At 67.3% G+C, this 22,220-nt stretch carries 20 protein-coding genes, 1 tRNA gene and 1 pseudogene; 14 read left to right on the top strand and 8 right to left on the bottom strand.

Annotated features, from left to right (window positions below):
* The first annotated feature begins 127 nt into the window (after positions 1 to 127).
* Positions 128 to 1,003: an FAD binding domain-containing protein gene (locus tag BST42_RS11520; RefSeq protein ID WP_083118700.1), complete on the top strand. Its 876-nt coding sequence runs from the start codon at positions 128 to 130 to the stop codon at positions 1,001 to 1,003.
* The gene (locus tag BST42_RS11515) at positions 996 to 1,478 is read left to right on the top strand and encodes a (2Fe-2S)-binding protein (RefSeq protein WP_083118699.1); all 483 of its coding nucleotides are present in this window, start codon (positions 996 to 998) and stop codon (positions 1,476 to 1,478) included. Before BST42_RS11520 ends, BST42_RS11515 begins: the two co-directional genes overlap by 8 nt.
* On the opposite strand, the gene BST42_RS11510 is transcribed toward BST42_RS11515, so the two are convergent.
* Together BST42_RS11510 and BST42_RS11505 are read right to left on the bottom strand one after the other, a co-directional pair.
* Complete coding sequence (locus BST42_RS11510; protein WP_083118698.1) at positions 1,475 to 3,793, bottom strand: xanthine dehydrogenase family protein molybdopterin-binding subunit; 2,319 nt, start codon at positions 3,791 to 3,793, stop codon at positions 1,475 to 1,477. The two genes, BST42_RS11515 and BST42_RS11510, sit on opposite strands and share 4 nt — an antisense overlap.
* A gap of 103 nt (positions 3,794 to 3,896) precedes the next feature.
* Complete coding sequence (locus BST42_RS11505; RefSeq protein WP_083118697.1) at positions 3,897 to 4,322, bottom strand: YkvA family protein; 426 nt, start codon at positions 4,320 to 4,322, stop codon at positions 3,897 to 3,899.
* Positions 4,323 to 4,339: 17 nt separating this feature from the next.
* Between BST42_RS11505 and BST42_RS11500 the strand changes: the two genes are divergently transcribed.
* The 3 genes from BST42_RS11500 to BST42_RS11490 all read left to right on the top strand — a co-directional run bounded on the left by BST42_RS11500 (position 4,340) and on the right by BST42_RS11490 (position 6,996).
* A complete protein-coding gene (locus BST42_RS11500; RefSeq protein ID WP_083118696.1) occupies positions 4,340 to 4,840 on the top strand; it encodes a DUF427 domain-containing protein in 501 nt (166 codons plus the stop codon).
* Between the two features lie 98 nt (positions 4,841 to 4,938).
* Positions 4,939 to 6,240, top strand: a complete 1,302-nt coding sequence (locus tag BST42_RS11495; RefSeq protein WP_083118695.1) for an ammonium transporter — start codon at positions 4,939 to 4,941, stop codon at positions 6,238 to 6,240.
* A gap of 81 nt (positions 6,241 to 6,321) precedes the next feature.
* Positions 6,322 to 6,996: a GAP family protein gene (locus BST42_RS11490; RefSeq protein ID WP_083118694.1), complete on the top strand. Its 675-nt coding sequence runs from the start codon at positions 6,322 to 6,324 to the stop codon at positions 6,994 to 6,996.
* Positions 6,997 to 7,029: 33 nt separating this feature from the next.
* Here the strand turns inward: BST42_RS11490 and BST42_RS11485 are convergent, their stop codons facing one another.
* Complete coding sequence (locus BST42_RS11485) at positions 7,030 to 8,925, bottom strand: zinc ribbon domain-containing protein (RefSeq protein ID WP_083118693.1); 1,896 nt, start codon at positions 8,923 to 8,925, stop codon at positions 7,030 to 7,032.
* Positions 8,916 to 10,541: a S53 family peptidase gene (locus tag BST42_RS11480; protein ID WP_083118692.1), complete on the bottom strand. Its 1,626-nt coding sequence runs from the start codon at positions 10,539 to 10,541 to the stop codon at positions 8,916 to 8,918. Before BST42_RS11480 ends, BST42_RS11485 begins: the two co-directional genes overlap by 10 nt.
* Before the next feature lie 163 nt (positions 10,542 to 10,704).
* Here BST42_RS11480 and BST42_RS11475 point away from each other — a divergent pair, with 163 nt between their 5' ends.
* Positions 10,705 to 11,124 carry a hypothetical protein gene (locus BST42_RS11475; RefSeq protein WP_083118691.1) on the top strand — a complete coding sequence of 140 codons (420 nt, stop codon included), beginning with the start codon at positions 10,705 to 10,707 and terminating at the stop codon, positions 11,122 to 11,124.
* Between the two features lie 12 nt (positions 11,125 to 11,136).
* On the opposite strand, the gene BST42_RS11470 is transcribed toward BST42_RS11475, so the two are convergent.
* Entirely contained in the window at positions 11,137 to 12,399 is a 1,263-nt protein-coding gene (locus tag BST42_RS11470; protein WP_165760835.1) for an Ig-like domain-containing protein, read from the bottom strand.
* A 10-nt stretch (positions 12,400 to 12,409) separates the two neighbouring features.
* Between BST42_RS11470 and BST42_RS29610 the strand changes: the two genes are divergently transcribed.
* The 4 genes and pseudogenes from BST42_RS29610 to BST42_RS30080 form a co-directional block, all read left to right on the top strand.
* Positions 12,410 to 12,925 carry a hypothetical protein gene (locus BST42_RS29610; protein WP_165760834.1) on the top strand — a complete coding sequence of 172 codons (516 nt, stop codon included), beginning with the start codon at positions 12,410 to 12,412 and terminating at the stop codon, positions 12,923 to 12,925.
* Between the two features lie 183 nt (positions 12,926 to 13,108).
* Positions 13,109 to 13,903, top strand: coding sequence for a DUF2127 domain-containing protein (locus BST42_RS11460; protein WP_083118688.1), 795 nt, complete (start codon positions 13,109 to 13,111; stop codon positions 13,901 to 13,903).
* Positions 13,904 to 14,032: 129 nt separating this feature from the next.
* Positions 14,033 to 15,127, top strand: a complete 1,095-nt coding sequence (locus tag BST42_RS11455; protein WP_083118687.1) for a sensor domain-containing diguanylate cyclase — start codon at positions 14,033 to 14,035, stop codon at positions 15,125 to 15,127.
* Positions 15,128 to 15,133: 6 nt separating this feature from the next.
* A pseudogene (locus BST42_RS30080) lies at positions 15,134 to 15,223 on the top strand (HNH endonuclease); the annotation flags it as partial.
* 106 nt (positions 15,224 to 15,329) lie between these two features.
* Here the strand turns inward: BST42_RS30080 and BST42_RS11445 are convergent.
* Together BST42_RS11445 and BST42_RS11440 are read right to left on the bottom strand one after the other, a co-directional pair.
* Positions 15,330 to 15,401 (bottom strand) — tRNA-Thr (locus tag BST42_RS11445).
* Between the two features lie 46 nt (positions 15,402 to 15,447).
* Positions 15,448 to 16,194, bottom strand: a complete 747-nt coding sequence (locus BST42_RS11440; RefSeq protein WP_083118686.1) for a hypothetical protein — start codon at positions 16,192 to 16,194, stop codon at positions 15,448 to 15,450.
* 128 nt (positions 16,195 to 16,322) lie between these two features.
* Here BST42_RS11440 and BST42_RS11435 point away from each other — a divergent pair, with 128 nt between their 5' ends.
* Both BST42_RS11435 and BST42_RS11430 read left to right on the top strand, forming a co-directional pair.
* Positions 16,323 to 17,042, top strand: a complete 720-nt coding sequence (locus BST42_RS11435; protein WP_083118685.1) for a response regulator transcription factor — start codon at positions 16,323 to 16,325, stop codon at positions 17,040 to 17,042.
* A gap of 38 nt (positions 17,043 to 17,080) precedes the next feature.
* Positions 17,081 to 18,520 carry a sensor histidine kinase gene (locus BST42_RS11430; protein WP_083118684.1) on the top strand — a complete coding sequence of 480 codons (1,440 nt, stop codon included), beginning with the start codon at positions 17,081 to 17,083 and terminating at the stop codon, positions 18,518 to 18,520.
* On the opposite strand, the gene BST42_RS11425 is transcribed toward BST42_RS11430, so the two are convergent.
* Positions 18,517 to 18,921, bottom strand: a complete 405-nt coding sequence (locus tag BST42_RS11425; RefSeq protein WP_083118683.1) for an HIT family protein — start codon at positions 18,919 to 18,921, stop codon at positions 18,517 to 18,519. The genes BST42_RS11430 and BST42_RS11425 overlap by 4 nt on opposite strands.
* Positions 18,922 to 19,030: 109 nt before the next feature.
* Between BST42_RS11425 and BST42_RS11420 the strand changes: the two genes are divergently transcribed.
* Together BST42_RS11420 and BST42_RS11415 are read left to right on the top strand one after the other, a co-directional pair.
* Positions 19,031 to 20,251: a bifunctional glycosyltransferase family 2/GtrA family protein gene (locus BST42_RS11420; RefSeq protein WP_083118682.1), complete on the top strand. Its 1,221-nt coding sequence runs from the start codon at positions 19,031 to 19,033 to the stop codon at positions 20,249 to 20,251.
* A gap of 1 nt (position 20,252) precedes the next feature.
* The gene (locus BST42_RS11415) at positions 20,253 to 22,220 is read left to right on the top strand and encodes an ArnT family glycosyltransferase (protein ID WP_083118681.1); all 1,968 of its coding nucleotides are present in this window, start codon (positions 20,253 to 20,255) and stop codon (positions 22,218 to 22,220) included.

Here is a 22,220-nt window from a genome sequence, read left to right as displayed (position 1 = left end):
AATTGCTGGCGAGGCCCCAGCTAGGCCGGGCGGCCCCAGGCGACCCGGACTGTTCTCTCCGCCGCAGGCCTTGCGCTGCCCGCTATGCTGAGCACATGCTTAGCATGACCAGCTGCGGCGGCCGCCGATGAAGCCGGCGCCCTTCGACTATCACCGGCCCGACAGCGTCGCCGCGGCGGCGCAGCTGCTGAGCGAATTCGGCGATGACGCCAAGCTCCTCGGTGGTGGACAGAGCCTGGTTCCGATGCTGTCGATGCGGCTGGCGTTCTTCGACAACCTGATCGACATCTCGCGCCTCGACGAGATGAAGGGCATCAGAACTGACGGCGACTCGCTGTGGATCGGCGGTGGCACCACCCACGCGGCGGTCGGCGCCGACGAGCGGGTGCGCACAAGCGTGCCGCTGTTGACCAGGGTCACGCCGCTGATCGGCCACTTCCAGATTCGCAGCCGGGGGACCATCGGTGGGTCGATCGCCCATGCCGACCCGGCCGCCGAATACGGCGCTGTCGCCCTGGCGCTCGACGCCACGATCGAGGTGGTGTCGGCATCCGGGCGACGCGAGATCCCGGCAGGTGAATTCTTCGCCGGGGTGTGGGAGACCGCTATGGAGGCCGACGAGGTTCTGGTGGGCCTGCGCTTCCCGGTCTGGTCCGGCCGGTGCGGCTTCGCGGTGGAGGAATTCGCCCGACGGCATGGCGATTTCGCGATCGCCGGTGCCGTGGCCGCCGTCGAACTCGACGACGACGACAAGGTTCGGCGCAGCGCCATCGGACTGCTGGGACTGTCCGCCACACCGAGGCGAGCGTCGGCCGCCGAGGCGGCGATCGCAGGCCGCCCGGTCGGCGACATCACCGCCGAAGAGATCGGTGAGCTCGCGATGAGTGGACTCGACGACATTCCGGCCGACCTGCAGGGTTCGGCCGCCTACCGGCGAAAGGTCGGGGCGGCCATGGCCGCACAAGCCTGGCGTGCTGCGGTCAAGGAGGCATTCGATGCATGAACGTCCGATCCGGTTGTCCGTCAACGGAACTCCGTATGAGGCGACCGTCGAGCCGCGGCTGACCCTGGCCGACTTCCTGCGCGAGCGTTGCGGACTGACCGGAACACACCTGGGATGCGAGCACGGCTCGTGCGGCGCCTGCACGGTGTTGCTCGACGGGGCCGCGGTGCGGTCGTGCCTGGTGTTCGCGGTGCAGGCCGAGGACTCCGAGGTCTCCACCGTCGAAGGGGTTGCCTCGGCCGACGGTGAGCTGTCGCCGGTACAGGCCGCCCTACGAGATTGTCACGGTCTGCAATGTGGTTTCTGCACACCGGGATTCGTCATGTCGATCACCGCGCTGCTGCGCGACAACCCTCATCCCACCGACGAGGAGATCCGTGAGGGCCTGTCGGGCAACTTCTGCCGCTGCACCGGTTATCAGGGCATCGTCAACGCGGTGCACCAGGCCGCGGAAAGCGGCGCGGCCGCAACCTAGTCCGTCGCGGCCGCCTCGATCAGCGCCACGATCTGTGACGGCGTGGCAGGCAGCCTCGTAATCGTCACCCCCAGCGGCGCCAAGGCGTCGTTGATCGCGTTGATCACCGCGGGGGTCGAGCCGATGGCACCGCCCTCGCCGCATCCCTTGTAGCCGCCCACGCCGGGGCTGGGCACCTCGACGTGCCCGTACTCGATCGGCGGTACCTCGGTCGCGGTGGGCAGCAGGTAGTCGACGAACGTGGTGGACAACGGGTTTCCCTCGTCGTCGTACGCCAGATTCTCCAACAGTGCGCCGCCGATGCCCTGCACGGTGCCGCCGGCGATCTGCCCCTCGACGATATTGGGGTTGATCATCGGACCGACGTCCTCGCTGACGATGTAGCGGGTGAGGGTGACCCGCCCGGTGGTGACGTCCACCTCGCACGTGCAGGCGTGAGTGGCGTTGGCCCAGTGGATCATCGTCTGCGACGTGAATCGCGCGGTGGCCTCCAATGTGGCCGCCATCCCCGGCGCGAGCTGTTGGGGCTCGTAGTAGGACCGGTAGGCCAGATCGGCGAAAGTCACGCTCTTGGAACTGTCTTCGCGCGAGGTGGCCCGAGAGTTCGCGAGCTCGATGTCGGACTCCTCGACACCGAGCACGTGGGCCGCCATCGCCACCAGCTGGCCGCGCAGGATCGTGCCGGCGTCGTTGACCGCACCCGCGGTCATCGGTCCACTGCGGCTGCCCTGGGTGCCCGCACCGTACGGCGTCACCGCGGTATCACCCTGAATCGTCGACACGTCGGCGATGTCGGCGCCGAGCGCATCGGCGGTCAACTGCACGACGGTGGTCTCGATGCTGTTGCCGCTGGAGCCGCCGTTGACGTAGACGTTGATCTTGCCGGTCGGCTCCATCCGGATGGTGCAGCCCTCGGTGGCCAGGTGTCCCGTCGCAGCGCCCGTCGGCTCGATGTAGGCGGAGAATCCGAGCCCGAGGTAGCGCCCCTGTGCCAGCGCCTCGGCCTGCTCCTTGCGGAAGCCTTCGTGGTCGAGGATCTTGACGGCCTGCTCGAAGGTCTCCATCGGCGCGACATGGTCATACGGCATACCGTTCGGGTTGAAGAACGGCATCTCATCCCGGCGGAGCAGATTCTTGCGGCGCAGCTCAACCGGATCGATACCCATCTTGCGGGCTGCGATGTCGAGAAGTATTTCCCGCGTGAGGGTTTCGTACTGCCAGGGCCCGCGGTAGGCGGCCAGGCCGCTGGTATTGGTGAACACCGTCTGGTAATTGAAGCTCGACTTGGGCACCCGGTAGGGCCCGGGGAAGAACATTCCGATCGCCGCGGTCGTCAGGACCGGGTACGGGGTGGGGTAGGCGCCGATGTCCTGAATGAAATCGATGTCGACGGCCGTGATCGCGCCGTCGGCGTCGAACGCCATCCGCGCGCGGCCGTCGACGTGGCGGGCCTGCCCGGCGGACATCAGGTTCTCGCGCCGGTCCTCGATCCACTTCAGCGGTGCGGACACCTTGCGCGCGGCCAGCAGGATGCACATGTCCTCGCGCATCGGGACGACCTTCTGGCCGAAGCCGCCGCCGGTGTCCCGCGCGATCACCCGCACACCCTGCGCCGGGATGCCGAGCAGTCGCGCGGCGAAGGCACGCAACTCGTGCGGGGTCTGGGTGGAAGCCCACAGCGTGAGTTCCTGTGTGGCGGCGACCCATTCGACGACCAGGCCGCGGGTCTCGATGGGCACCGGTACGTGGGTCTGCTGATAGATCCGCTCGTCGGCGACGTAGGCCGCAGCGGCGAACGCCTCCTCGTCCGGCGGCGCACCGGCAAGGCCGCCCGCCACGTTGTCGGGGTAGGCCTGATGCACCACCGCTTCGTGCCCGACGGCCTTGGTGAAATCGGCGACCGCGGGCAGCGGGTCGTACTCGACGTCGATCAGTTCGAGGGCGTCCTCGGCGAGGTAGCGGTTCTCGGCGATCACGATCGCGATGGGGTCTCCGACGAACTTCACCTCACCCTCGGCGAGCGGCGGGCGGGGGGTGTCCGCGACGTCCTTGCCCGCCACCGCGTGCCACGCCTCGTGGACCTCGTCGTTCAGATCGGCCGCGGTGAGGACCGCGTGGACACCGGGCATGGCGAGGGCCGCCGAAGCGTCGATGCTGGTGATCCCGGCGTGCGCGAACGGGCTGCGCACGAAGCAGGCGTGCAGCATTCCCGGCCGGACGACGTCGTCGACATAGGTGCCGTGTCCGGTGAGCAGGCGAGTGTCCTCGACCCGCGGGACACGGGTTCCCGCGTAACGGGTGGCGGGTGCGGCCATGGCGTTCGCTCCAATGCGTCGTCGGCGAGCCGGATCACGACAGCGCTAAGCAGTCGCTCAGCAGAGCGTACCCAAGGAGGTCGTGGTCGTCATCAAGGGTTGGTCAAACCGGCTCGGGCAACCGGCACAGCCGACGCAGCGCGACCAGGCCGTCGGGCGTCCCCGGCCAGTGTTTGGCCAGGGCCTCCGGTCCCGCGGTGCGGGTGACCCAGCGCAGCACGAGGGCGGTGATGATCACGTCGTCGGCATAACCGAGCACCGGAATGAAGTCGGGAATCAGGTCGATGGGCGAGGCCAGAAATATCAGCACGCCGGCGAGACCGACGCGGATGCGGCGCGGCAGCTGCCGGTCGGCGGCCAGGCGTTTGAGCAACCGGATCGTGTCGGGAAGCAGCCGAAGTAGATCGGTGATGCCGACCTGGTCGGGTTTGGTCACCCACAGGGTGACCGCCAGGACCAGCCACGCCACGACGAGGGCGGTGGCGAGCGAGACCGGAATCAGCCACCAGTCGCCCATCACGCCGTCCATCTTCGTATCGTCGAGACATGAACGAGTGGCCGACACCGGAACGGGCAGGCCCGGGCCAGGAATCAGTGTGGGATTACCCGCGTCCGCCGCGCCTGGAGCCGTTCGCGGGCACGATCACCGTCGAACTCGGCGGACGTGTGATCGCGTCCACCACCCGCAGTTGGCGAGTGCTCGAGACCAGTCATCCGCCGACCTACTACCTGCCGCGCGAGGCGTTCGAGGACGGTGTGCTGCGCGCTGCGCCGGGTGCGTCGATGTGTGAATGGAAAGGTCAGGCGCGCTATTACGACCTGGTGGCCGGCGACACGGTGGCGTCCAGGGCGGCGTGGACCTATCCCCGGCCGACGCCTCCGTTCGCCGAGATTGCCGGAGCCGTCGCGGTGATGGCAGGCATGGTCGACCGGTGCTCGGTCGACGGTGAGACGGTCGTGCCCCAACCCGGCGGCTTCTACGGCGGCTGGATCACCAGCCGAGTGGTCGGTCCGTTCAAGGGAATCCCCGGCTCGATGGGGTGGTGACGCGGGCGTGGGGGCGTGAAACATCCCTGAAACACGATCGCCGCACTGCCGAAACTTCGCGCCGACATTCTCGTCGGGACCGTCGAAGGAGCCGGACTTTGCAAGCGATCGATCCTGCCGCCACCGCGTGGCTGCTGGCCAGCACAGCGCTCGTCCTGTTGATGACCCCGGGACTGGCCATCTTTTACGGTGGCATGGTCCGCACCACCGGTGTGCTCAACATGATCATGATGAGCTTCATCGCCATCCCGCTCGTCACCGTGGCCTGGTTGCTGTTCGGCTACACGCTGGCGTTCTCCGGAACCAGCCTCGGCGGAGTGATCGGCGACCTGTCGCACGTCGGGATGGCCGGAATCGGCCCCGGCACCGTCCACGGCCAGGTTCCCGAACTGCTCTTCTCCACATTCCAGCTCAGCTTCGCGATCATCACCGCCGCACTCATCAGCGGTGCGATCGCCGACCGGGCCAAGTTCGCGGCCTGGATGATCTTCGTGCCGGTCTGGTCCATCGTGGTGTACGCCGTTGTCGCGCACTGGGTTTGGGCTCCCGGCGGCTGGCTGTTCAAGCTCGGGGTGCTCGACTACGCGGGCGGCCTGGTCGTCGAGATCGTCTCCGGGTCCTCCGCGCTGGCCCTGGCTCTGGTGTTGGGTCCGCGCATCGGGTTCAAGGTCGACGCGATGCGTCCGCACAACCTGCCCTTCGTTCTGCTGGGCGTCGGACTGCTGTGGTTCGGCTGGTTCGGCTTCAACGCCGGATCCGCGCTCGCTGCGAACGGGACGGCGGCGGCCATCTTCCTCAACACATTGGTGGCCGGCTGCCTGGGCATGCTCGGCTGGCTGTCGGTCGAGCAAATCCGCGACGGCCGCCCCACGACGTTCGGTGCGGCCTCCGGCGTCGTTGCTGGGCTGGTCGCGATCACGCCCTCGTGCGGCACCGTGAACACCCTCGGTGCCGCGATCGTCGGGGTGGCGGCGGGTGTCGTGTGCTCGTTCGCGATCGGCCTGAAATTCCGGTTCGGTTACGACGACTCGCTCGACGTGGTCGGTGTGCACTTCGTCGGCGGCGTGGTCGGGGTGCTGTTGATCGGCTTCCTGGCCACTGCGGTGATGACCGGCGGGCCACAAGGGCTCTTCTATGGCGGCGGTCTGGCTCAACTGGGCAAGCAAGCGGTCGCGATGGTCGTGGTGGCGGCGTACGCGTTCATCATGTCGTTCGCCCTCGCCAAGCTCATCGATCGGACGATCGGCTTCCGGCTCAGCCCCGAAGACGAGACAGCTGGGGTGGACTTCACCCAGCACGCCGAAACCGCATACGCCGAGGGTGTTCACGGGCATCAGCCACTACGGCGCCCGTTGTTCGGCGACCCGAGGCCACGATCCGACGCCGCCGACGAGGACTGACCGCTCTCGAATTACGCTGCGCGCAAGGCTGTCGCCGGCGGCCCGGATTGCGTAACTTGCGCTGCTGACCGGAGGTGATGGGTGTCGGGTAACTGGGCTGCGGTGTCCGCCGAGCTGATTCCGCTGGCTTTGGTGGTGGCGCTCTCACCGATCTCGATACTGCCCGCCTTGCTGCTGGTGCTGTATTCGGCACGGCCCCGCGCCGCGGGACTGGCGTTCGCGGCCGGATGGGTGACCGGGCTGACGGTGCTGACGGTGCTGTTCCTGAATGTTCCCAGGCTCCTGGGCGGCTCGGCCGAGACGTCGTCGGTGTGGCAGTTGCGACTGCGGCTGGTCGGCGGCGCCGCGCTGATCGTGACCGGAGGGTGGCTGTGGTTGCGGCGAAACAAAGCGGTGCGATCGTCGCACTGGCTCGACGCCATCGGCAGGTGGTCCCCGGCCCGCACCGCGGCGATTGGACTGGCGTTCGGAGTTCTCAATCCGAAGATCATCGTCGCTTGTGCCGCAGCGGGTTTGGCGATCGATGCGGCCTCGCTCGGCCTGCCCGGTCAGACTGTCTCGGTGGGGTACTTCGTGGCGGTGGCGGGTTCGGGAACACTGCTGCCGGTGTTGGCCCACGCCATGGCGGCCAAGCGATTCGACCGATCGCTGGAGCGGTTGCGGGCTTGGATACAGCGCCGCCAAGCCGAGATCAGCGCGGTCGCGCTGGTGGTCATCGGCGCGGTGCTGCTACTCACCGGAGCGTTCGGCCGTTGACTGGGATCCCTCCGACGTCCTGGGCGCCGGTCGTCACCGCACCGGATCGCCTTGCCAGGAGAAGCTGTTGACGTACTTGTCCAAGTCCATCGCCAATTCCAGGTTGGCGCTGGCCGGCCGGCCCGGGCCGAACGTCGGGCCGAACTCGCGGTAGGGACCGATGGCGCCGGCGATCAGCGCCAGGTCGTGCTTGACCGCGACGAGGATGACCAGCCGCAGATGCCGGTAACTGGCGTCGCCGTCCTGCGGCCAGATGTCGGCGACCTCGCCGTAGCCGAACTGGTAGCCGACCATCGCGTTCGGAATCTCGTAGGCGGTGCGGGCGTCCGGATAGCGCGCTGCCAGGAATGTCTCGGCGACCTCTCTGGCCGACTTCCCGTCGGCGGGTACGCCCCACAGCTTCATCGTGCCGCCGTCCCCGCCGGTGAAGCGTGCCGTCACGCCGTCGTCGGCGAAGGAGAGATCGTAGGCCGAGCCGGGTGCGGGGTAGGACACCGAGAACCGCCCGTCGGGAGAAGTGAACCGGGGCAGCGCCGCGACCGGCGTTCCGGTCGGCGGCCGACCGCAGTCCGGGGGGCAGTTATAGACAACGGCCGGCTCGGAGATGCTCGCAGACAGAGCGATCAACGGCGTGGTGATCACCACGATCACCACCAGCCACCAGCTCAGAACGCGGGCACTCGACGTGCGGGACAACGGCGCTGACGTGTATGTCTGTGCTTCCGTCGAGTAACCCGGCCAGACTTCGGCCGACGCATCCTCCTGCGCTGCTGTCTGCGGGATGACCGCGCGCCGTTCGGCCCGGGACTTGGCCGACGATGCGTGGTTGGCCGCGCCGCAGGGCGGACAGAATGCCATCTCGGGCACCACGTTCCGGCAGTGCAGACACAGCAGCGATCCGCCGCGGACCGGATCGGGCTGCTCGTGCAGCAGGGTGAGCTGCAGACCGACTCGCAGCGCGAGCAGTGCGACCAACGCCATCGCGATGTGCAGGGCGAGCATCTTCTCCTGCGCCAGGCCCGCCACATCGGTGATGCCGACGATCGCGTAGACCCCCAATACGATCGCCCCGAAGATCGTCAAGGCTGCAACCACCAGCGACCGCCGTAGCTTGACCGCACCGGCCGGGCGCTTGAACCACAGTGCGGCACCGATCAATCCGCCGGCGCAGGCCGCGGTGAGCGGTATGGCCAACCCACGGATACCGGCTTCCACCAGTAGCCACTCCACCGGCCGGTTCTTGGCGACGGTGGCCGCAGCGAATTGCGGTGCAAGCCGGGTGAAGGTGGCTGCCGCGGTGAAGCTCAGAGCCGAGAGAACGCCTATTACGAAGCCGTTCAAGGATTCTCGTACTCCCGGCCGGAACAACCGCACCACAACGGCGGGAATCATCATCAGCAGAGCGCCGCCCTCGGCGACCCCGAGGCCGTCGCGCAGCACTCGGTGCCCGGCGATGCCGGCATCGAATGGTGCGCCCGTTTCCCGGATCACCAGATCGCCGGTCAGAAAGACCCAGCCGACGCCCATCGCAATGCCCAAGACGCCCGTGATCGCAAGCGAACTGCGCGGAATGTCGCGGTAGATCCCGGACTGGTGTCGGTAGATCGCGAACAGCAGCGGCAGGCCGAGAGCCGAGACGGTCACCAGCGCGCCGGGCAGGGCCAACTGGACGGCGACCGCCATCGTCGCGACGATGAGGATCAGTCCCAGATTGAATGGTGTGCGCGAGAATTGGCTCAGGTGGGGAAACAACGAACTGGCAATCGCCGGCCGCAACACGTGCTCGTCGGGCGCGGCGCAGAACGCGCGCGGGCGCAGCCACTGCGGGCCATCCCCGGGCTGCGGATTCAGGTGTGCGCCACAGGTTCCGCAGAACACCCCGGCGGGAACCTCGGTGCCGCACACCGGGCATGCCATGCTCACCCGCATCCGACACCGCACTTCTGCAGCGCCAGGATGTCGCGTGCCAGGTGGTCGAGATCCGGCGTTCCCAGCCCCGTCACGAGGTCGTAGCCGGGGCCGGCGTCGTCGACGGCATTGCCGCCCAGGGTGACGTCGCGAAAAGCAGGAAGCCGTGCACCCTGGGCGATCTCGTACAGCAGCGGGTTCAGTTCACCGATAGGGCCGCCTCCGTTGCGGCGCAGGTAGTCGTTTATCAGCGCGGTCATCCCGGCCCAGATCGGCGCGGCGAGGGAGGTGCCGCCGCCCATCACGTGCTGGCGTCGGAAGACGATGCGGACACCGGTGTACGGGTCGGCGACCGCGGCGATGTCCGGGGTGAGCCGCCGCCCGGGTGGAGCGGCCACGCGTAGCTCCGACTGCCATGGCGGTCGCTCGAACAAGTTGGACACTCCGCCACCCGTGCCGTGGGAGATCGCGGGGGCGAACCACGACTGTTCGGCGAGCCAACGCCCGTCGGCGTCGGTCGACAGTGTGGTACCGCCGACATCGGTCATCTCCGGCACGGAGGCCACCGAATCCAGGCCGACGTCGTCGGGCGACGGTGGCGAGGACCAGTTGTGGCCGCCCTTGCACTCCAGCCCGGCGAGGTCACCGCTGGCGTTGAACGCGGTGGTGCCGCGCCGCAGTGCGGCCCGCAGCGCGGAACGGGCCGGAACCAGATCGGCTGCGGTCGCGATCTTGTCGCAGCCCCAGCCGATCGAAAAGCTCCAGATCGCACCGGGATAACGACGGTCCGCCTCCTCCATCAAAGCGCCGATCTTCTGATAGGTGGCGTCGCCGGACACGGTGCCGCGGGCGTTGACGAGTACCGTCTTGGCGTCGGGGGCCACCGCATGGATGGCTTCCAGGTCCATGGTCGCTTCCCCGCTTCGCTGAGATGGCATGTCGCCCAACAGTTCTGGAGTGAATTTGGGTAAATCGAAAGAGGACGCGAACATGTCGAGGTCTTCTTGGTCAAACCCGTCGAAGGCGAACACCAAGACCGTCGAACCCTGACCGGTGTATCCGCTTTCGCGCAACGGCGCAGCGTTGTAGGTGCGCAGCAGTGCGGCAGGCCCCAGGCCCTGATCGGGTACGTCCAGCGGCACGATGACCGGCACCGACTCGTGGTGCGGGACGTAGCCGAGGATCCGGCCGAGCTCGGTCACATCGCCGACGATGGGCGCGGGCACTGCGGGCTGCTGCGGCGAGGCGTAGAAGACCCGACCGGTCCGGCCACGAAAGTCGTGCACGGGGACAGCGAACGCGAGGGCGACCGCGGGAGGCGCGCCGGTCACCGCGGCCCAGTGATCGCCCGGACGCCAGCGCACCGACAGGCCGTGCTGCTGCGCCCAGCCGATCAGCGCGTCGGGCCGGGATTCGTCGCGAAGTCCGGCAACCAGCTGGACCGCGGTTGCGCTGGATGGGCCCAGGTCGGTGGATGCCGACAGCAGCGATGCGTACGGACCGCTGATGGCGCCGGGCAGAGCTGGTGTCCGGTCGGGCGGGGAGACCGAATGCACAAGGCCGACAAGGGCCGCGGCGACAGCGAGCAGCGAGATCCGCGTCGCCCGACTGGCGCTTCGTGTTCGGATTGACCCCATGGGCATCGTCGCCGCACCCCCGATTTGTCGGGAGACTATCAGCGGCGGCGCGATTGGATGGTGATGTCGGGAAGGTTGCGTGCGGGCGAACATCTTCTGACGCGGGCCAGGTAATGGGCTGATGGGGTTTGACGGTTCTGCGCAGGCAGATAGGTTTTGCGGCATGGTCAAGCACGGCATTAATGGGTCGGTCACGATGTCTCGTCAGCTCACGCTGGCCGGCGGCTTTCTGGCAGTCATTGCGGTAGCCGGTCTTTCAGCGGGCTGCGGGCAGTCGTCCAAGGAGAGCCCGTCGTCCACCACCTCGAGCAGCGCCTCGACCAGCAAGCCGGCACCGTCTCCCGTCGAGAAGGGAGTCATTCAGATGCCGCCGCGGGCCTTCAACCAGAATCAGAACGCCGCCGACGGAATGCTGGCGCTGCAGAGTCAGGGCTACAACGTCCAATACAACTTCTCCGCCGGAAGCGGGAGTGACCGGCCGCTGTCGGAGTGCAAGATCACCGGTGTCGACGGCTTGCGAGGGGATCACCCGCCCGCCAACACGACGGTGTTCCTGACGATCTCCTGCCCAGGCAGCAACTGATCCTGCGGGTGGCTACTGCCTGCGGCGGCGGACGAGCATCAGGCCTATGAACAGCACCGCGACGGTCGGGGACGCCGACACCATCGTGTAGCCGAGATCCTTCATGATGCCGATCTCGATGGTGCTCAGCGTCCGGACGCCCAGCCCGGTGTCGGATGAGGCGTTCATCAGTTTCTCGTTGGCGCCGGTGTAGTAGTCGTCGTTCAGGTGCGACATCGAGCTGCCGGATTCCCACGGGTTCGGGCTGTAGAGCGGCACCGGGTTACCGCCGTTGGCCGCCATCGCGTTGGCGCCGCCGAAGTACATGCCGTTGCTGACGCCGCCGGTCAGGTTCGGGTTGTAGGCGGTGTTGAACGTCGTGCCATCGGGTCCGAAGAACACCGAGTTCCCGTTCTTGTCGACCATGTGACTGTCGAACACCGTCCAGTTCTCGACGGTGTTGTTGCCGGCCTTGTCCACGACCGACAGGAAGCCGTAGGTGTGCAGCAGTTCGTGCATCGCGGTGGACTGGAAGTCGTAGCTTCCGCCGGGAACGGTGGTGAAGTAGCCCCAGCCGTAGCCGAAGTTCCAGTCGATCGTGCCGTCGGCGGCCGATCCGTTGGAGTCCACGCCGGTGAGGATCTTGTTCTGCACGACAGTCGAGGCGAAGCCGCTCTCACTGATCAGGTCGCTGCCTGCCGATGCCAGCGTCGCGCCCGCCAGCGAGTACTGGCCGGTGACCGAATAGGTGATGTTGACGTTGTGCTGCGGCTCGAAGTAGCTCGACAGGTAGATCGCCGTCGCTGCCAACTCCGCGCGAGCGGCGCTCGACCAGAACTGCGAGCCGTTGCCGTAGGTGAATGTGTACGTGATTTTCGGGGTGCCCACGGGCTCCTGGTAGATCGAGCCTGCCGCGTAGGTGCTGGAGGTCCGGAACCAGTTGAGCAGGTTGATGTGCGGCCCGGTATCGGTCGCCGACACGACGAAGGAGTCGACGATGTTGGAGCCCGGGTCGTTCGGGGTGTAGGTGTAGTTCCCCGCGGCGTCGACGGCGACGGTGCCGTAGTGGCCCTGCTGGGTCACCTTGTAGACGAGGCGGTCGCCTTCAGGATCGGTTGCGCCGATCTTGCCGGTGATGGGTCCGGTGACTTCACCGGTGAGCTGAACCGGGGTGACCTTCGGTGCCTCGTTGAAGAACGTGCGGCGCACCAACAGCGCTGCGCCCTCGAAGAGCCCCTGCACCGAGCCGACCAGACCGGTCAACACATCGGCGGGCGAGGCGCTGGCCGAGGGCACGCGGAAAGCGGTGATCGTCGTCGTTGTCGTCGTGGCGGCGGCGACCGGGGTGACGGTGACCGACTGGGTGGCGGAACTCGTGGTCGGTTGTTGGTTGTCGGTTGTCTGCGCCGTGGTGCTCTTGGTGTCGGAGCTCGCGACGGACGTGGCCTCGGACACCGTGCGGCTGGATTGCGCCGTGGGCTTCTCGACGGTGGTCGCGCTGGGGGTGCTGGCGTGGACGCGCGCCGCTGAGGTGGGCTTGCGGGTGCTGCTGCCGGCGGTGGACGCCGCCTTCGACGACGACGATGCGGCGCTGTCATGGCTGGGCCTGGCCGTGCGGGCCGATTTCCCGGTCCCGCTACTGGCCTTTGCCGGACCGGCCGATACCGAGGACGAACCCTGGTCGGGGCTGTCGGCGCTGGCAATGGCGATGGTCGGCCACGCCAGAGACAGGCCCAATGCGACGGCGGCCGCACCAGCCCGTGCGCCACGCTGGACATTTGCCATGAAAGTACCGCCTTCGTGCGTTATCTGTTGCCGGTGAAGTCGGCGGACTTCAGGCAAACCCCCCGATAGAGGCGCCGAACCGCCGTGGCGGTCGAGCACCCGTTTGCTTTCTCAGCGAATATTAAGCTACGTCGACGCCTTTCGGGAGCGGTTACGCGCGAAGTCCGCCCGATCGTGACAGCCCCAGGTAGTTGACATCGTGAAGCGACATGATGGGTCGATGGCGACCTCGAAGGAGCAGCGCACGGCGGCGAACCCGGTCCGCGGCATGAACCGCTGGGAACTGTTCACCTGTGCGCGGCGCGGACACGTCACCTACGCACCTGACGACGCCGCTCTCGCCGAGCGGTTGAGCGGGATGACCGGCCTGGGCGAAGTGTGGCGGTGCCTGCGGTGCGGGGAGTTCATCGTCGGTCCTCCGCATGGCCGCGGGCCCGCCGACCGCGCCCCGCTGATCGTTCGCGGCAGCGCGTTGCGGCAGGCGATCATCGTGCGGGCGCTGGCGGTGGAGCGGTGGGTTCGGGCGCTGCTGATCGCGCTTGCCGCGTGGGCGGTGTGGCAATTCCGTGGCGCGCGCGGCTCGATCCAGGCCGCCGTCGAGCGCGACCTGCCCTTGCTCCGGGCCTCGGGAATCAAGGTCGACCAGATGACCGCCGTGCACGAATTGGAGAAGGCGCTGGCCACCAAGCCAAGCACGCTGATGCTGGTGTTCGTCGCGCTGCTCGTCTACGCGCTCCTGGAACTGGTCGAGGGCGTCGGTCTGTGGCTGCTGTCGCGCTGGGGCGAATACTTCGCCGTTGTCGCGACGTCGATCTTCCTGCCGTTGGAGGTGTACGACCTTCTGGTCAAAGGGGTCACGTTCACGCGCGGCGGAGCATTCGTCATCAACGTGGCCGCGGTCATCTATCTGTTGGTGTCCAAGCGGCTCTTCGGCCTCCGCGGCGGCCGCGAAGCCTATGACGACGAACGGCGCGGTGAGCAGATGCTCGATGTCGAACGGGCTGCCCTGGCGTGACCGTGACGGCGGCACAGGTCGAGCCGTCCGCACGGCAATCCCGAATCGACAGGTTAAAATTTCGGCTCACTGTGGGCATCCTGAGTCCGACAACCGTAGTTGCCAGGACATACGACATGTGGGGAGCAGATGTCGGAAGGCGCTTTTCCGATTCCCGAGAACGAGGCCAGACGACTTAGCGTCCTCGCGGATTACAACATCATGGATTCGTTGCCCGAGCAGGCCTACGACGACTTCGTCAGGTTGGCGTCGGCGATCTGCGGCACGCCGATCGCTCTCATCACCTTGCTTGACGAGCAGCGGCAATGGTTCAAGGCCAACATCGGTCTCGACGCCAACCAAACACCCCGATCACAAGCGTTCTGTGCGCACGCGATCATGAATCCAGACGATGTGATGACCGTCGAGGACGCCACCGCCGACCAGCGTTTCGCCGCCAACCCGCTGGTGACGGGGGACCCCGGGATCCGCTTCTATGCGGGCGCTCCGCTGGTGGCGCCGACGGGTGAGGCCCTGGGGACCCTCTGCGTGATCGATCGCCAACCCCGCAAGCTAACCGAGAGTCAGCGGGAAGCCCTGGAAATTTTGTCTCGCCAGGTCGTCGTGCAACTCGAGCTGCGCCGCAGTATCGATACGTTGGAGCAGGCGGTGCTGGACCAGGAGAAGTACGTGGAGCTGATGCAGGAGTATCAGCGGGACATCGAGAAGATCAGGGTGCACCTGGAGTCGCAGTCTGTGACGGATGTCCTGACCGGTGCGCAGAACCGGCGCTCGTTCGACCTCAGGCTGGAAGAGGAATGTATGCGAGCGCAAAGCCGCCACACGACGGTGTCGTTGATCATGATCGACGTCGATACCTTCAAGCGGTACAACGACGACTTCGGGCATCCGGCAGGCGATGAGGTCCTGCGTGGGGTGGCCCACCTGTTGAAATCCGAGCTGCGGGTATCGGACCATCTTTTCCGTTATGGCGGAGAAGAATTCGCCGTCATTTTGCCCGACACCACATGCAAAGGTGCCTTTGTCCTGGGCGAGAGGTTTCGGCGCGCGGTGCAACGGGCGCCATGGCCCAAACGCGCGATTTCGATCAGCCTCGGGGTCGCCGCCACCGACAGCAACACGACGACGCCCAAGGATCTTCTGAACGCCGCCGACCGTGCGCTCTACCAAGCCAAGCAGAACGGCCGCAACCGCGTGATCATGGCGTCCGACGAAACCCGGTAAGCACGCGACAGCCAGCTGCCCACGTTCAAGGCTAAAAATCGCGGTGGCGGTCGGCACTACCGCCGCCAGCGCTACGCCAACGGCCAGTCGTATTAACGAAAGTTTGCTGCAGATGTTGACGACAGCGCAATCGCGCCTGGCATCGGGAGCAATCGAAGTTCGAAAAAGTGATCTTTGCCAGCGCATATGCTCTCAATACGAGAGCCCCCTATCGGGATTGAACCGATGACCTACGCTTTACAAGAGCGTTGCTCTACCGCTGAGCTAAGGAGGCATTGGCCGGCGCATATAGCCCCGACACGTCTAACAGACTAGCGAACTCACTGTTCGTCGTCGTCGATGACCAACCGCTCGCTGCGCACCCGCTCGGTGCCGATCGTGCGTGGCGGTGTGTAGCTGCGACGTCGGCCCGGGATCGGGATCCGGTCGGCGATATTGCTCAGGGGGTTGACCACCAGGCTCAGCGTGGTGACCGCCTCGCGCAGTGTCTCGATCGTCGGCGCCAGCGCCTCCAGCCCCGGGGCCAGCCGGTTCAGCGTGTCGGCGACGTCGGCCAGCTGTTCCAGCGGGCCGTTGCGCGCGGTCAGCTTCTCCACGAGGCCGCCCTCGGCCATCAGCCGGTCGGCCAGACCCTCCTCGCCCAGGATCCGCTCGATCAGGCCGTCCTCGTCCAGCAGCTGGTCGACAAGCCCACCCGGCGCCAGCGACCGGTCCAGGCCGCCACCCTCGGCGGTCAACCGATCCAGAACACCGTCCGGCGCGGTCAGCCGGTCGATCAGCCCGCCCGGGCGCATGAGCCGGTCGAGCGGACCGTCCGGTGCCAGGGCCCGTCCCAGCGGGGCGTCGTCGTCGAGTAATTGGGCGAGTTTGTTCGCCCGGGAGATGGTGTCCTCCAACCCGAACATCTGCGCCATCGAACTCGGCGAAGCTGCCGCCCCAGCCCCGCCAAGGGCTTGTTTGGTGAGGTCAACACCGGCTTTGGCGACGTCGAGCCCGACCTCGGCGGCGGCCAGTCCGGCCCGTACCGGTGCGCTCGCGATGCCAACGAGCGTCTTCGCCAGGTCCATTTCACAAGTGTAGGAGCGGACGAAGTTTGTAACCGGAGGTATCGGCTAACCGACGAGAAAACCAACTCACAGGAAGCTCACAGCGCCTAGGCAGCGTGAGTTCACCAATGTGAGAGGAGATTGTCAGCATGGCCGCACCTGTTACAACCGAAACCAAACCCGAGGCACGTGTCCTCGTCGTGGACGACGAGACCAACATCGTGGAACTGCTGTCGGTAAGTCTGAAGTTCCAGGGCTTCGAGGTCCACACCGCCTCCAGCGGCCCAGCGGCCCTCGACCGCGCTCGGGAGGTCCGGCCAGACGCCGTGATCCTCGACGTCATGATGCCCGGCATGGACGGCTTCGGTGTGCTGCGCAGGCTGCGAGCCGACGGCATCGACGCGCCGGCGCTGTTTCTGACCGCCCGCGACAGCCTCCAGGACAAGATCGCCGGACTCACCCTCGGCGGTGACGACTACGTGACCAAGCCGTTCAGCCTCGAAGAGGTCGTCGCCCGGCTGCGTGTGATCCTGCGCCGCGCAGGCAAGGGTGTGGAGGAGCCGCGAAATTCCCGGCTGAGCTTCGCCGACATCGAGCTCGACGAGGACACTCACGAGGTGTGGAAGGCCGGTGAGCCGGTCTCGCTCTCGCCGACCGAGTTCACCTTGCTGCGCTATTTCGTCATCAACGCCGGCACCGTGCTCAGCAAGCCCAAGATCCTCGACCACGTCTGGCGCTACGACTTCGGCGGCGATGTCAACGTCGTCGAGTCCTACGTCTCTTACCTGCGCCGCAAGATCGACACCGGCGAAAAGCGCCTCCTGCACACCCTGCGCGGTGTGGGATACGTGCTGCGGGAGCCGCGGTAATCCGGCGCATCGCGCCGGTCGGCGCGAACAATAGAGAGATGCCCACGCCCTACCACCGAGCGTTGCCGCTGAGAGTCGGCCTGGTGGCCGCCATGCTGCTGCTCGTGGGATGCGGCCTGCTGGCCTCCGGGATCGCCGTCACCTCGACGCTCCAGCACGACCTCATCAACCGCGCCGACCAGACCCTGCTGGACGCCTCCCGGGGCTGGGCCCAGGCGCCCCGCCGGATGCCTCCGCCCGACGAGGAGCCCAACCCGGCCCGTCCGCCGTCCAACTTCTACGTCCGCGGCGTCGACGCCGACGGCCACATCTGGATGGCCGTCAACGACCGGGACGCCGAACCCGCGCTGCCCGACGACAACGACGTCGGGCCGGTGCCGGTGACCGTCGGCTCCCTGGAGCACTCGCCGGTCGAGTGGCGTGCGGTGTCGGTGCGCGGGCCCAGCGGCGAGCTGACCACGGTGGCGATCGACATGTCCGACATCCAGTCCACCGTTCGCAGTCTGGCGTGGTCGCAATTCGCGATCGGCATCGCTGTGCTGATCATCCTCGGCGTCGCCGGCTACTGGGTGGTGCACCGCAGCCTCCGGCCGCTCGTCGAAGTCGAGAAGACCGCCGCCGCGATCGCCGCCGGACAGTTGGATCGCCGTGTGCCCGAACGTGATCCACGAACCGAAGTCGGCCGGCTGTCGTTGGCGCTCAACGGCATGCTGGCCCAGATCCAGACCGCGATGGCGTCATCGGAGGACTCCGCCGAGCAGGCCCGCACCTCCGAAGAACGCATGCGGCGCTTCATCACCGACGCCAGCCACGAATTGCGCACCCCGCTGACCACCATCCGCGGCTTCGCCGAGCTCTACCGCCAGGGTGCGGCCCGCGACGTCGAGATGCTGATGTCCCGAATCGAAAGCGAATCGCGCCGGATGGGCCTACTGGTCGACGACCTGCTGCTGCTGGCCCGCCTCGACGCGCAGCGCCCGCTCGAACAGCGCCGCGTCGACCTGCTCACCCTGGCCACCGACGCGGTGCACGACGCCCAGTCGATCGCCCCGAAGCGCACCATCACCATGGAGGTCTTCGACGGGCCCGGCACCCCCGAGGTCATCGGCGATGAGGCCCGGCTGCGTCAGGTGCTGGGCAACCTCGTGGCCAACGCTCTGCAGCACACCCCGGAAACCGCCCGAATCAGTGTGCGGGTGGGCACGTCGTCCGACGACGCGGTGCTCGAGGTCGCCGACGAAGGCCCGGGCATGACACCGGAGGACGCCCGGCGGGTGTTCGAGCGGTTCTATCGCACCGACTCATCCCGCGCCCGCGCCAGTGGTGGCACCGGGCTGGGCTTGTCGATCGTCGACTCGCTGGTCTACGCCCACGGTGGGCGCGTCACGGTGTCGACCGCGCCGGGGCAGGGCTGCTGTTTCCGGGTGAGCCTGCCGCGCATCGCCGACGTCGCGGCCCCGGTGGCCCCGGCGATCTAGCCGAGTTCGGCCAGTGCGGCCTTGATCTTGGCCTGCGCCTCGTCGAGCGACGCGGGAGAGGGATTGCGGTCGACGTTGGCGAAGCCGAAGTCGGACAGGTTGCGTGCGGGGAACACGTGCACGTGCAGGTGCGGCACTTCGAGCCCGGCGATGATCAGCCCGGACCGCTCGGCGCCGAACGCCGCGCACACCGCCTTGCCGATCCGCTGGGACACCGCCATCACCTTGTTGAACACGGCAGGCTCGACGTCCTGCCAGTTGTCGACCTCGGCCCGCGGAACCACCAGCGTGTGCCCGGGCGTCATCGGCTCGATGGTCAGGAACGCGACGACCTCGTCGTCTTCGTAGACGAAGCGTCCCGGCAGTTCGCGGTTGATGATCTTGGTGAAGACGGAGGCCATGAGCCCAAGCATATGAGTCGCCGCCCCGGGTCGATCATGTAGCTGGCTCACAGCAACCCCTCAGATCCGGCCCAGTGCCACGGCAGCTTGCAACGCGACGATCATCGGTATGACCGACACCCTGCCGGCCGAGCAGGACACGGCTGCGATCGGCGTCGGGGGTCGCTACATTCTCGACATCGTCATCCCCGTGTACGACGAGGAGCGCGACGTCGCGGCCTGCGTGCGACGGCTCCACCAGTTCCTGCTCGACGAGGTGCCCTACCGGGCCCGAATCGTGGTGGCCGACAACGCCAGTACCGACCGCACCTTGTCGGTGGCGCGACAGCTCGCCGAGGAACTGTCCGACGTCGAGGTGATGCACCTCGACGCCAAGGGCCGCGGCGGCGCGCTGGCCGCCGCGTGGGCGTCGTCCCCGGCCGACGTCGTCGCCTACATGGATGTCGACCTCTCGACCCATCTTTCGGCCCTCATGCCGTTGGTCGCGCCGCTGGTGTCCGGGCATTCCGACATCGCCATCGGATCGCGGCTGGCGGCCTCGTCGCGGGTGGTCCGTGGCATCAAGCGGGAAGTGGTGTCGCGCGGCTACAACCTGCTGCTGCGCGGCCTGCTCGGCGCGCGGTTCTCCGATGCCCAATGCGGCTTCAAGGCGTTGCGCGCCGACGTGGCCCGTCGGCTGCTGCCGCTGGTCGCCGATACCGGATGGTTCTTCGATACCGAACTGTTGGTGCTGGCCGAGAAGGCCGGCCTGCGAATTCACGAAGTGCCGGTCGACTGGATCGACGACCCGGACTCCCGCGTCGACATCCTCGCCACCGCGATCGAAGACCTCAAAGGCTGCTGGCGAGTCGGCCGGGCGCTGACCACCGGCGCGCTGCCCCTGCGCGACCTGCAGGCCGCACTGGGCCGCGAACCGCTGGTGCCCGGTGTGCCGCGCGGCATGGTCGGCCAGATGGTGCGCTTCGGGCTGATCGGCATCGCCAGCACCATCGCCTATGCGCTGCTGTATCTTTCGCTGCACCCCGCGCTCGGTGCGCAGGCCGCCAACCTGATCGCCCTGCTGCTGACCGCACTGGCCAACACCGCCGCCAACCGGGCGTTCACCTTCGGTATCCGCGGCCGCGCCGATGTCGCTCGCCACCACCTGCGCGGCCTGGTGATCTTCGCGTTCGGGCTGGCGATCACCAGCGGCTCGCTGTATCTGCTGCACCGCTACGATCCGACGGTCGGCAAGGGCGTCGAATTGTCAGTTCTTGTGGTGGCCAACCTGGTTGCCACGCTCGTGCGATTTGTGGCGTTGCGACGGGTGTTCGGCGCGTCCACCCGCTGATATGACGATCACCGTCGAGTCGCCGGAAGTCGGCGTCGCACAAGCCATCACCCGACGAACACGGATAGGTCCGCAGCGCTGGGCGCTTGTCGTCTTGCTGACCGCGACCGGCGTGTTCTACCTGTGGGCACTGGACCGGTCAGGCTGGGCCAACGCGTTCTATTCCGCCGCCGAGCAGGCGGGGTCGCAGTCATGGAAGGCGCTGCTGTTCGGATCGTCGGACGCCGCAAACTCGATCACCGTCGACAAACCGCCGCTGTCGCTGTGGCTCCCGGCTCTGTCCATCCGCCTGTTCGGGCTCAATTCGTGGAGCATCCTGGCACCGCAGGCGGTCATCGGGGTGGCCTCGGTCGCCCTGCTCTGGGATGCGGTTCGCAGGCCGTTCGGCGAAGTAGCCGCACTGATTGCCGGCACGGTCCTGGCGCTGACCCCGATGGCTGTCACGATCTTCCGCTACAACAACCCTGACGCGCTTCTGGTCCTGTTGATGCTCGCCGCGGTGTGGGCGGTGCTGCGGGCGATCGACGACGGGCGGCTGCGCTGGCTGCTGGTGTCGGGATGCTGTGTGGGACTGGGGTATCTGGCGAAGCAGCTCGAGGTGGCATTGGTGCTGCCCGCCCTGGGGCTCCCGTATCTGGTGGCCGGTCCGCGATCGCTATTCACCCGGCTGGGGCAACTCGTGGTGGCGCTGGCAGCTGTTGTGGTCGCGGCCGGGTGGTGGGTGCTGTTGGTGCAGCTGTGGCCGGCGAGCACGCGGCCGTGGATCGGTGGGACGCAGACCAATTCGATCCTCGAACTGACCTTGCGCTACAACGGCTTCGGCCGGCTCAATGGCGACGAGCCGGGCAGCCTCGCCTCACCCGGCTTCATCTCGCCGGTCCATACCGGTGGCCGGACTTCGCCGCACCCGTGGGGTCAGCCCGGCATCGGCAGGTTGTTCGAGCCGGAGCAGATCGGTGGCATCGGCTGGCTACTGCCCGCGGCGCTGGTGTTCGCGGTCGTCGTGCTGGTGTGGCGGGGCCGGGCCGCGCGGCGGGATCTGCGCCGCGCCGCCGTTCTGGTCTGGGTGCTCTGGTTGCTGGTGACGGCGTGGGTGTTCAGCTACATGGCCGGCATTTTCCACCCGTACTACACCGTGGCTCTTGCCCCGCCGATCGCTGCGCTGACCGGCATCGGCATTGCCGTGAGTTGGCAAGAACGACAACGGCTGTGGGTCAAGGCGGCACTTGCGGTCGCGGTGGTGCTGACGGCCGCCACCGCGGTGGTCGTGCTGCGGCACGTCGCAACCTTCTATCCGTGGTTGCGGTGGGCCATCCCGCTCGCCGCCGTCCTGGTGTTGGTCGGGCTGATGACCGCCGTCATCCCGATGCCGGTGATCGTCGCGGCAGGCGCACTGGTCGCTCTCGGCGGACCCGTGGCCTACAGCGTCACGACCGTCGAACGAGGCAATTCCGGTGCACTGCCGATCGCCGGACCGGTTCCCCGCATTGTCACCGCCATGACCAAGGGTGTCGCGCCGGTCCAGCGCGCCGAGATCACGTCGGCCAGTGGGCCCGGATTCCTGCTGCCCGCCGGATCATCCGCCGCAAGAACGCATCTGGTCGGCTGCAGTCTGCTGGACTCCGGCGTGCCCGACCGGCAGCTCGTCGGTCTGCTCGACGCCGACGCGCAGCGGTACACCTGGGTGGCCGCGACAATCGGATCGATGTGCGCGGCCGGTTACCAACTGGCCAGTGGTCACCCGGTGATGCCGGTCGGCGGATTCAACGGCACCGATCCGTCCCCGGCACCCGACGAGTTCCTACGGATGGCGCTGTCCAAGAAGATCCACTATTTCATCGTCACCAATCCGGTCCACGAGGACAAGTGGGGACACCTGGACACCAATGCGCTGATCCAGCAATGGGTTCAGCGCAACTTCACCCCGATGCGGGTCGGCAGGGTACTGATCTACGACCTCACGACGTAG

This window comes from Mycolicibacterium rhodesiae, from assembly GCF_002086695.1.
Lineage (GTDB): Bacteria > Actinomycetota > Actinomycetes > Mycobacteriales > Mycobacteriaceae > Mycobacterium > Mycobacterium rhodesiae.
This window is presented reverse-complemented; position numbering and strand designations above follow the sequence as displayed.

Bases quoted from the DNA above. Each gene is read 5' to 3' on its own strand.
- BST42_RS11505 (WP_083118697.1), bottom strand. From the start codon at position 4,322: ATGGACGGCGTGATGGGCGACTGGTGGCTGATTCCGGTCTCGCTCGCC.
- BST42_RS11475 (WP_083118691.1), top strand. From the start codon at position 10,705: ATGGTCAAGCACGGCATTAATGGGTCGGTCACGATGTCTCGTCAGCTC.
- BST42_RS11510 (WP_083118698.1), bottom strand. From the start codon at position 3,793: ATGGCCGCACCCGCCACCCGTTACGCGGGAACCCGTGTCCCGCGGGTC.
- BST42_RS11515 (WP_083118699.1), top strand. From the start codon at position 996: ATGCATGAACGTCCGATCCGGTTGTCCGTCAACGGAACTCCGTATGAG.
- BST42_RS11500 (WP_083118696.1), top strand. From the start codon at position 4,340: ATGAACGAGTGGCCGACACCGGAACGGGCAGGCCCGGGCCAGGAATCA.
- BST42_RS11440 (WP_083118686.1), bottom strand. From the start codon at position 16,194: ATGGACCTGGCGAAGACGCTCGTTGGCATCGCGAGCGCACCGGTACGG.
- BST42_RS11485 (WP_083118693.1), bottom strand. From the start codon at position 8,925: ATGCGGGTGAGCATGGCATGCCCGGTGTGCGGCACCGAGGTTCCCGCC.
- BST42_RS11415 (WP_083118681.1), top strand. From the start codon at position 20,253: ATGACGATCACCGTCGAGTCGCCGGAAGTCGGCGTCGCACAAGCCATC.
- BST42_RS11420 (WP_083118682.1), top strand. From the start codon at position 19,031: ATGACCGACACCCTGCCGGCCGAGCAGGACACGGCTGCGATCGGCGTC.
- BST42_RS11425 (WP_083118683.1), bottom strand. From the start codon at position 18,921: ATGGCCTCCGTCTTCACCAAGATCATCAACCGCGAACTGCCGGGACGC.
- BST42_RS11455 (WP_083118687.1), top strand. From the start codon at position 14,033: ATGTCGGAAGGCGCTTTTCCGATTCCCGAGAACGAGGCCAGACGACTT.
- BST42_RS11460 (WP_083118688.1), top strand. From the start codon at position 13,109: ATGGCGACCTCGAAGGAGCAGCGCACGGCGGCGAACCCGGTCCGCGGC.
- BST42_RS11520 (WP_083118700.1), top strand. From the start codon at position 128: ATGAAGCCGGCGCCCTTCGACTATCACCGGCCCGACAGCGTCGCCGCG.
- BST42_RS11435 (WP_083118685.1), top strand. From the start codon at position 16,323: ATGGCCGCACCTGTTACAACCGAAACCAAACCCGAGGCACGTGTCCTC.
- BST42_RS11430 (WP_083118684.1), top strand. From the start codon at position 17,081: ATGCCCACGCCCTACCACCGAGCGTTGCCGCTGAGAGTCGGCCTGGTG.
- BST42_RS11480 (WP_083118692.1), bottom strand. From the start codon at position 10,541: ATGGGGTCAATCCGAACACGAAGCGCCAGTCGGGCGACGCGGATCTCG.